General features: G+C 66.9%; 7 protein-coding genes. 6 read left to right on the forward strand and 1 reads right to left on the reverse strand.

Annotation, left to right across the window (positions count from 1 at the left end; translation table 11 throughout):
• Nucleotides 1-3 precede the first annotated feature (3 nt).
• Complete coding sequence (locus NZ849_RS06710) at nucleotides 4-1,233, reverse strand: pitrilysin family protein (protein WP_295387829.1); 1,230 nt, start codon at nucleotides 1,231-1,233, stop codon at nucleotides 4-6.
• 65 nt (nucleotides 1,234-1,298) lie between these two features.
• Between NZ849_RS06710 and recG the strand changes: the two genes are divergently transcribed.
• The 6 genes from recG to NZ849_RS06740 all read left to right on the forward strand — a co-directional run.
• On the forward strand, nucleotides 1,299-3,620 hold the full coding sequence (gene recG, locus NZ849_RS06715; RefSeq protein WP_295387831.1) for an ATP-dependent DNA helicase RecG: 2,322 nt from the start codon (nucleotides 1,299-1,301) through the stop codon (nucleotides 3,618-3,620).
• Nucleotides 3,621-3,680: 60 nt separating this feature from the next.
• A complete protein-coding gene (locus NZ849_RS06720) occupies nucleotides 3,681-3,914 on the forward strand; it encodes a hypothetical protein (RefSeq protein WP_295387834.1) in 234 nt (77 codons plus the stop codon).
• Between the two features lie 231 nt (nucleotides 3,915-4,145).
• On the forward strand, nucleotides 4,146-5,270 hold the full coding sequence (locus NZ849_RS06725) for an E3 binding domain-containing protein (protein WP_295387836.1): 1,125 nt from the start codon (nucleotides 4,146-4,148) through the stop codon (nucleotides 5,268-5,270).
• Nucleotides 5,271-5,364: 94 nt separating this feature from the next.
• Nucleotides 5,365-5,874: a hypothetical protein gene (locus tag NZ849_RS06730; RefSeq protein WP_295405560.1), complete on the forward strand. Its 510-nt coding sequence runs from the start codon at nucleotides 5,365-5,367 to the stop codon at nucleotides 5,872-5,874.
• Between the two features lie 9 nt (nucleotides 5,875-5,883).
• Nucleotides 5,884-6,231: a hypothetical protein gene (locus tag NZ849_RS06735; RefSeq protein ID WP_295405562.1), complete on the forward strand. Its 348-nt coding sequence runs from the start codon at nucleotides 5,884-5,886 to the stop codon at nucleotides 6,229-6,231.
• A 9-nt stretch (nucleotides 6,232-6,240) separates the two neighbouring features.
• Nucleotides 6,241-7,344: PEGA domain-containing protein (locus NZ849_RS06740; protein WP_295405565.1), on the forward strand; the 1,104-nt coding region annotated here is incomplete at its 3' end.

The following is a 7,344-nucleotide window of genomic DNA, read 5'->3' on the forward strand; positions in this document are numbered from 1 at the left end:
CTCTCACTGCAGGACCAGTCTGCGGGGGCCCAGGGTGGCCACCCAGGGATTGCGGTAGGGATGCTCAGCCAGGTAGCGGTTGACCCGAGGGAGGTCCACTTCTGCAATGCGGGCCTCAATTTCGTCCAAAGGGCGCACCCGCCCCAACATAAAGAGGTCGCGGGCCATGCTGGCCGCCCTATGGCGCGACGACTCGTCCTGCATCACCAAAGCGGCGCGCAGACCCACCTTGGTCCGCTGTAGCTCTCCCTCGGTCACCCCCTCTGAAAGCCGCGCGATTTCTTCTTGCAGCACCCGCAAGGTCTCATCGGCCCGTTCAGGGGTGGTGCCGGCATAGACCCTCAGGTAGCTGTAGCCCTTCACCCCGTTGGGGGTAGCGGACACCGAGTAGACCAACCCCCGTTTCTCCCGCACCTCGGTGAAAAGCCGGCTGCTGCTGCCTCCAGAGAGCACCTGGACCGCCAGCCGGGCAGTGTAGAACTCGGGGTGCGTGAGGGTCACATCGGGGTAGGCCAGGCCAATCTGCACCTGGGCGGTGTTCTGCTCGATGTGCAAGGCGTGCGGGGGGCTGAGCTCCACCGGCGGGTGGGCCACCCCCTCCCCCCGCCAATCGCCCAAGGCCTCCTCCACCGCCTCCTTGGCCTCCTCAAAACGCACCCCTCCTACCATAGCCAGCACAGCCCCTCTGGGCGCGTAGCGCCGGGCAAAGTCCTCCCGAAGTGCCCGCGCAGTGGCGCGCTCAAGACCGGCCCTCTCCCCATCGGGGTTGCGGCCGTGGGGACTCCTGAAAACCGCCCGGCGCAACGCCACGAACATCTTCTTGGAGGGCTGGTCTTCCATGGCCGCCCACTGCTGAAGGGCAGCCTGGCGCACCGGCTCCAAGGCCTCCTCCGGGAGATGGGGCCGCATGAGCACGTCGGCGTAAAGGGCCAGTACCGGCCGGAGCTTCTCGGCCAGGAACTGCGCGGCAAAGGCAGTGTGTTCCAGCCCGCTGGCGCTGGCCCGTTGAACCCCTAAGCCGTCAAAGGCATCGGCCAGGGCCCGCGCATCACGCCCTCCAGCCCCCTTCCAAAGCCAGCCCTCCAGCAGGCCGGCGGCCCCCTCCATCCCTTCGGGGTCCGTAACCACGCCCACCGGCAACAGAAGCCGCATGGCCACCGTCGGGCTCCAGGGGCGCTCCTCCACGGCCAGCGTCAGGCCGTTGGGCAAAACCTCGACCTTGGTCAAAGCCATACCCATCAAGTATACGGGGCCTCCCCCGGCGAACCATGACCTCCTGGACAATCCGCTTGCGTACAATGAGGGCGATGGAGGAGCTGCGCGCCCGCCTGCTGCGCCCTCTGGAGCGCGAGCTGGCCGACGGAGCCCGCGACCGGGTGGTGGCAGGGGGGTTGGAAAAGCTGGTGCAGAACCTGGCCCAACCCTTCCCCGAGGTGCAAAGGGCCCTCTCCGGCTACCGCAAAATGGACCCCCAGACCCGCCTCGAGCGGCTCAAAGAGGCCATCGCCCTGTTGGGCGGCCGGGTGAGGGGGCCGAGCGAAGCCCGGTCACCCGCCCACACACCCCCAGGGCCCAGCCTTGATGCTCCCCTGGAGGTCCTCGAGCTGGGCCCCGGGAGCCGCAAAAAGCTCGCTGAGCTGGGCCTCAGAAGCCTGCGCGACCTGCTCCACTACTACCCCCGGCGCTACGAGGACCGGCGAACCCTGGGGAGCATACGGGACGCCGAGGATGGGAGCAAGGCCACCGTGGTGGGCAGGGTGCTGAGCCGGGAGCTGGTCAAAACCCCTAAAAAGGGTATGCAGCTCGTCCAGGTGCGCTTTGCGGATGCCTGGGGCTGGAAGTTCACAGGGGTGTGGTTCAACCAGCCCTGGGTGCTCAAGCAGATGCCCGAAGGGGCCAGCCTGGTGCTCACCGGCAGGGTGCAGCGGCGCGGGGGTGCTGTATCCATGGTGGTGGAGTATTTCGAGGACGAGGGCGGTGAATCCCTCTCCACCGGGCGCATTGTTCCAGTCTACGGGGCGAAGGAAGGGGTGGGGCAGGCCTTCTTGCGCCGCTCGGTATGGCGGGCCCTGCAGGCTTTCCCCTGTCTGCCCGACCCCCTGGAAGCCTACGCAAGGGGTCAGGGACTGCCCAGCCTGGACTTTGCCCTGCGCCAGGCCCACTTCCCGGAATCAGAGGAAAAACTGGAGCAGGCCCTGTACCGACTCAAGTTCGATGAGTACCTGCTCTTGGAGCTCAAGGTGATGGTCGCATCGGGGGGTTCTGCCCTGCTGGGACGGATGTTCAAGGTGACCCCAGGGATGCTCGAGCGCTTCCGGGCTACCCTACCCTTCCGGCTTACCCGGGCCCAGGAACGGGTGTTGGAGGAAATCCTCTCCGACATGCAGTCCGAGCGGCAGATGGCCCGGCTGGTGCAGGGGGATGTGGGCTCAGGCAAAACCGTGCTGGCTGCAGCCGCCCTGTACATCGCCGCAGAAAACGGAGCCCAGGGGGCCCTGATGGCCCCCACCGAAATCCTGGCTAAGCAGCACTTCGAAAACCTGACCCGCTACCTCTACCCCCTAGGGGTGCGGGTAGACCTCCTGGTGGGCTCCTTGAGCCAGGGAGAGAAGAGGGTTGTGCTGGAACGCCTGCGAACCGGCCAGACCCAGGTAGTGGTGGGCACCCATGCCCTCATTCAGGAGGGCGTTGAGTTCCAAGACCTGGGCCTGGCCGTCATCGACGAGGAGCATCGCTTCGGGGTGCTGCAACGGAGGAGGCTTCTGGGGCAGCGCCCGGATGTCCTGGTGATGTCCGCTACCCCCATTCCCCGCTCGCTGGCCCTCACAATGTACGGCGACCTGGAGGTCTCGCAGGTGGATGAACTCCCCCCAGGGCGCATTCCCGTGAAAACCAAGATCCTCACCCAAAAAACCCGCCTGCAGGCTTACGCCTTTGCCCGTCAGGAGATCCAAAAGGGACACCAGGTCTTCGTGGTCACCCCGATGATTGAAGAGGGAGCCTCGGAGGCCACGCTCGAGCTGGCCGCGGCTACCCGTCTGCGGGAGGAACTGGAAACCTTGCTCCCAGAGGCCCGCATAGACCTCCTGCACGGCCGGATGCGGCCCGAGGAAAAAGACGCGGTGATGGAGCGGTTCCGCCGGGGCGAGTTCGACCTGCTGGTCTCCACCACCGTTATAGAGGTTGGGGTAGACATCCCCAGGGCTACCCTCATGGTCATAGAAAACGCTGAGCGCTTTGGCCTGGCCCAGCTCCACCAGCTCCGGGGGCGGGTGGGGCGAGGGGGGCTGGAGGCCTACTGCATCCTGATCGCGGGCGAGACCTCCAAGCGCACCCTGGAGCGCCTGCGGGTGATTGAGAGCTCCAACGACGGGTTCTACATAGCCGAGCAAGACCTGAGGCTGCGGGGCCCGGGCGAGCTGCGGGGCCTGCGCCAGTCGGGCATGCCGGACCTCCGCCTAGGCGATCTGGCCTCCGACCAGGAGATCATCGAGCGAAGCCGGAGGCTGGCCCGGGCCATTCTGGAAGCCGACCCCTACCTGGACAAACCCGAACACGCCCTCCTGAAGCGGGAACTGCAGGCCAGGGCCGAGGCGGTGGGGTTCAGGGAAGTCATCTGAGCCCTCCCCCTGGGAGTTGGCAGAGGCCACCGGAGGCGCTTTTTGGAGTAGCATAGGGCTATGTCCTTGGGATGGGCCATAGGGGTTCTGGTCGCCTTGGTGGTGGTAGCGGTGGTGTCCTTCCAACTTGGGCGCCACAGCCAGCTCAGGAGGGAACCCCCCCCACTCCGCAGGCAGCACCCCTCGGTTTTTGTGGACATGGATGACCGGCCTCCCATGGAGATAGACTTTGACGCTGGAATAAGGGCTAGCCAGCGAGTCCAGCCCAAGAACCCCAGCAAGGACGAGGCCTGACCCTGGTTTGACCCGTCTGGGTTAGGCTTCCTGTGTGGAAGGGCTACTGACCGCACTGCTCCTCTTGGTGGTGGTCGTACCGGTGGTGGCCTTGCTCGGGCAAAGGCTTGGGGAAAGCACCCCCCCAGACGAAGCGCAGGAGTGACCTCTTCCCCAAAACAAAGGTTTTCCCGGCCCTCGGGGCGCAAACGCCCCTGGAAAAACCCACTTCTGCGCTATGATGTAAGGAGCATGAGCGAGGTTAAAATCACACCGCTGGCCCGCCGTCTGGCCGAGGAGAACGGTATTGATTGGCGGCAGCTCCAGGGCACCGGGCCCGATGGAACCGTGGTTGAGCGGGACATCCTAGCCTTCCTAGCCAAGGTAATGGCCGGCGAGATCAACCTTCCCCCAGCCCCTGAGGAAGCTCCCCCACCCCCGGGCTCCCTTCCGGATATGGCCCAGGCCCAAGCCGTTTTGCGGAGGGAGGGGGTGGAGATGGCTGATCTGCTTCCCTCCGCCTCCCCTCCCACTCCCCCTTCGCCTACGCCCGCGCTGGAAGACCTGGAGTTCGATGTAGACCTCGAGAACCTACCCCCCATACCACCGGCCGACGCGATTTTCAAGGAGCCTGTCAACGGACCCCCTGTTGTCCCTAACCCTTCTAACCTCGAGCTACCCCAAGACGGCCCATCCCTTCCCAGCTGGAAGGAAGCCGTGGCCCACCCCATTCCCGTACCCAACGGACCAGAAGCCCAGCTTCCTCCCACCTCCCCTTTGGTCTGGGAAGCCGAAGAGGCGGCCCCCCTTCCCGAGGAGAAACCCCTGCCCACGGCTGAGCCCCTTCCTCCAACCCCAATCCACACCGCGCCGCTGGGCCTTCTCCAGGACAACCAGACAGCAGCCCCCAAGGTTCTGCGGGTGCAAGCCTGGCAACGCCTGGTGGTTCTGGGCCCCGCCCAGCAAGCCGCCTCAGCCCTGAGCGAGGCCTGGCGGGTGGAGGTAGGGCTGTACCCCCTCTTCTTTCGCGCGGTGGACAAGGCCCTGGCCGACCTCCAAGCCCCCCTCCGCCCCACCAGGGGCAGCCTCGAGGGGGACACCCTCGTCAGCCTGCGGGTAGCCCCCGCCCAGACCCTTCGGGGCACCCTGGACTCTCTCCAGATGGCCTCCGAGCCTGGCGAGGGTCTGGCGGTGCTCTCGCTCCTGGACACCCCCTTCGACCAGGTGGTCCTCCTCGGGGTTCCCACCCTAATCCTGGGTCGGGCCCAAGGGGAGCAGGCGCTGCTCTCGCTCTCCGGAGAGGTGGGGGTGGGGCGGCCAGGAGAACTTCTGGAGCGGGTGGCGTACTACCTCGAGCGGCCCATCCTGCTGGCCTAGATGCCCTCGCCCACACCCCCGGGGCGATTTAGGTTCGCTTAAAGGAGTCCCCGTTTCCCTATGCGGGGGAGTGGGGGTGTGCTAGGCTCGAGGTATGGGAAGAAAGTACCTGCTCAGCGCGGCGCTTGCAGGGCTGGCCCTTGGCCTGTCCGGCTGCCTCGTGCTGGTTGAGTCTCCAGCAGTATCCAACTTCCGCTTCGACAGCAACTGGCAGCGCCAGGACACCGGGGCCTATGTCTTCTGCTCCAACCGGGAAACCCTCATGCGCTACCGCTTCCGCGCGCCCGACTCGAGCCTCATCCAGCGCATCGAGGAGCGCTACGAGGGGTTCGCCTCGGGGAAGGACTACACCGAGGATCGTCCTCTCGGGCAGCTGAGCCGGGAGGGGAGCGACCTGGTCTTCGTCGGCCGGCTCACTTTTGGCCAGGGCGGGATACCCCAGGGCCAGCCCGGGGAGCTGGGCCCGCAGTCCATCGTGGTCACCCCCATCACCCCTCCCCCCTCCTCCACCGGCCGGACCAGGGTAACCGTCACGGTCACCACCATCAGCGGGCGCAACTACTCCAGCAGCTACACCTACGAGGTATACTCTAACTGCCCCTAAGGAGGTCCCATGGCCCGCTCCCTCCTCGTCCTCCTCGGCCTGCTCCTCTCCTCCTGCATCCTGCTGGTGGAGGAGCCTGAGCGCCCCGTGCAGCCCGTCACCCCGGTACGCCCCGGTTTGGTCACGCCCGGGCCGGGGAGCTTCACCTACCGCTGCAGCGGGGGTACCCTGGTGGTGAACTACCTGGACAGCGACACCCTGCGCCTCTTCTACGACGGCGCCTTCCAGAGCCTCAGCCTGGTGCGCCGGAGCCCCACCCTGCTCTTCAGCGGAGGGGCCTACACCTGGGAGTGGAACGGCAGCCGGGGCACCCTCACGGTGCGCGGCCAGGTGGTGCTGAGCAACTGCGGCCTCTAGCATAGAGCCATGCGAACCTTCCTCGGCCTTCTCCTCTGCCTCGGCTTTGCGGCAGCCCAGGGCCTGCGCCCGCAGGGCATCATCGTGAACCCCCTACCCCCGCCCGACCTGCAGGTGCGGGTCTGGGTGGACAAGGACCCCAGCAAGACCGGGAACCCCGTCTACCAGTTCGGCGAGCCCATCCGCATCTCGGTGCAGGTGACCCAGCCGGCCTACGTCTACCTCTTCAGCGTGCGGGCCACAGGCGAGATTGTGGGCATCCTGCCCAACGCCTTCGAGCAGCAGAACTTCCTGCAGGCCGGCGAGGTGCGCACCTTCCCGGGGGCGGGGGCCCGCTACACCTTCACCGTGGAAGGCCCCGCGGGGCAGGACCGGGTGCTGGCCGTGGCCAGCCGCCGTCCGCTGGACGTTTCGGAGATCATCGACATCCAGACCGGCCGGGCCCGCATCCAGGGGGCGGACAACCTGGCCCGCTCGCTCTCCATCGTGGTCACCCCGCTGCCCCCGAGCGACTGGGTGACCGATGAGGCCTACTTCATCGCCGGCTTCCTCCCGCCCCCGCCGCCCACCACCGGCACCCTGCTGCTCCGCAGCACCCCCAGCGGGGCCGAGGCCCGCATCAACGGGCGGCCGGTGGGGAGCACCCCGCTTACCCTCGAGCTGCTGCCGGGAAGCTACGAGCTCGAGCTGCGCCGCAGCGGCTACGACCCCCTGCGGGTCTCCTTTACCATCCGCTCCGGCCAAACCACCCAGCTCAACCTAACCCTCACCGCCACCCCACCCCCCACCGGTTCTTTGGCGGTGGACAGCAACCCCCCCGGTGCCGAGGTGCTGGTAGGGGGCCGGGTGGTGGGCCGAACCCCGATCAACCTTGCCCTGACCCCCGGCACCTACGCCGTGGAGCTGCGCAGGGGTGGCTATAGTCCATTCCGCACCACCGTCACCATCCAACTCGGCCGCACTACCCGGATAAGCGTCAACCTGGTGGCCACCCTCCCACCACCCCCGCCGGTCCAGCCCGTCCAACCTGTTCAGCCCGTCCAACCCGTTCAGCCGGTGCAACCGGTCCAGCCAGTGCCCTCGGGAACGGTCACCTACACCTGCCAGGGCGGT

The sequence above is a fragment of the Meiothermus sp. genome (assembly GCF_025060375.1).
Lineage (GTDB): Bacteria > Deinococcota > Deinococci > Deinococcales > Thermaceae > Meiothermus.

Bases quoted from the DNA above. Each gene is read 5' to 3' on its own strand.
- NZ849_RS06730 (WP_295405560.1), top strand. From the start codon at position 5,365: ATGGGAAGAAAGTACCTGCTCAGCGCGGCGCTTGCAGGGCTGGCCCTT.
- recG (WP_295387831.1), top strand. From the start codon at position 1,299: ATGAGGGCGATGGAGGAGCTGCGCGCCCGCCTGCTGCGCCCTCTGGAG.
- NZ849_RS06710 (WP_295387829.1), bottom strand. From the start codon at position 1,233: ATGGCTTTGACCAAGGTCGAGGTTTTGCCCAACGGCCTGACGCTGGCC.
- NZ849_RS06735 (WP_295405562.1), top strand. From the start codon at position 5,884: ATGGCCCGCTCCCTCCTCGTCCTCCTCGGCCTGCTCCTCTCCTCCTGC.
- NZ849_RS06720 (WP_295387834.1), top strand. From the start codon at position 3,681: ATGTCCTTGGGATGGGCCATAGGGGTTCTGGTCGCCTTGGTGGTGGTA.
- NZ849_RS06725 (WP_295387836.1), top strand. From the start codon at position 4,146: ATGAGCGAGGTTAAAATCACACCGCTGGCCCGCCGTCTGGCCGAGGAG.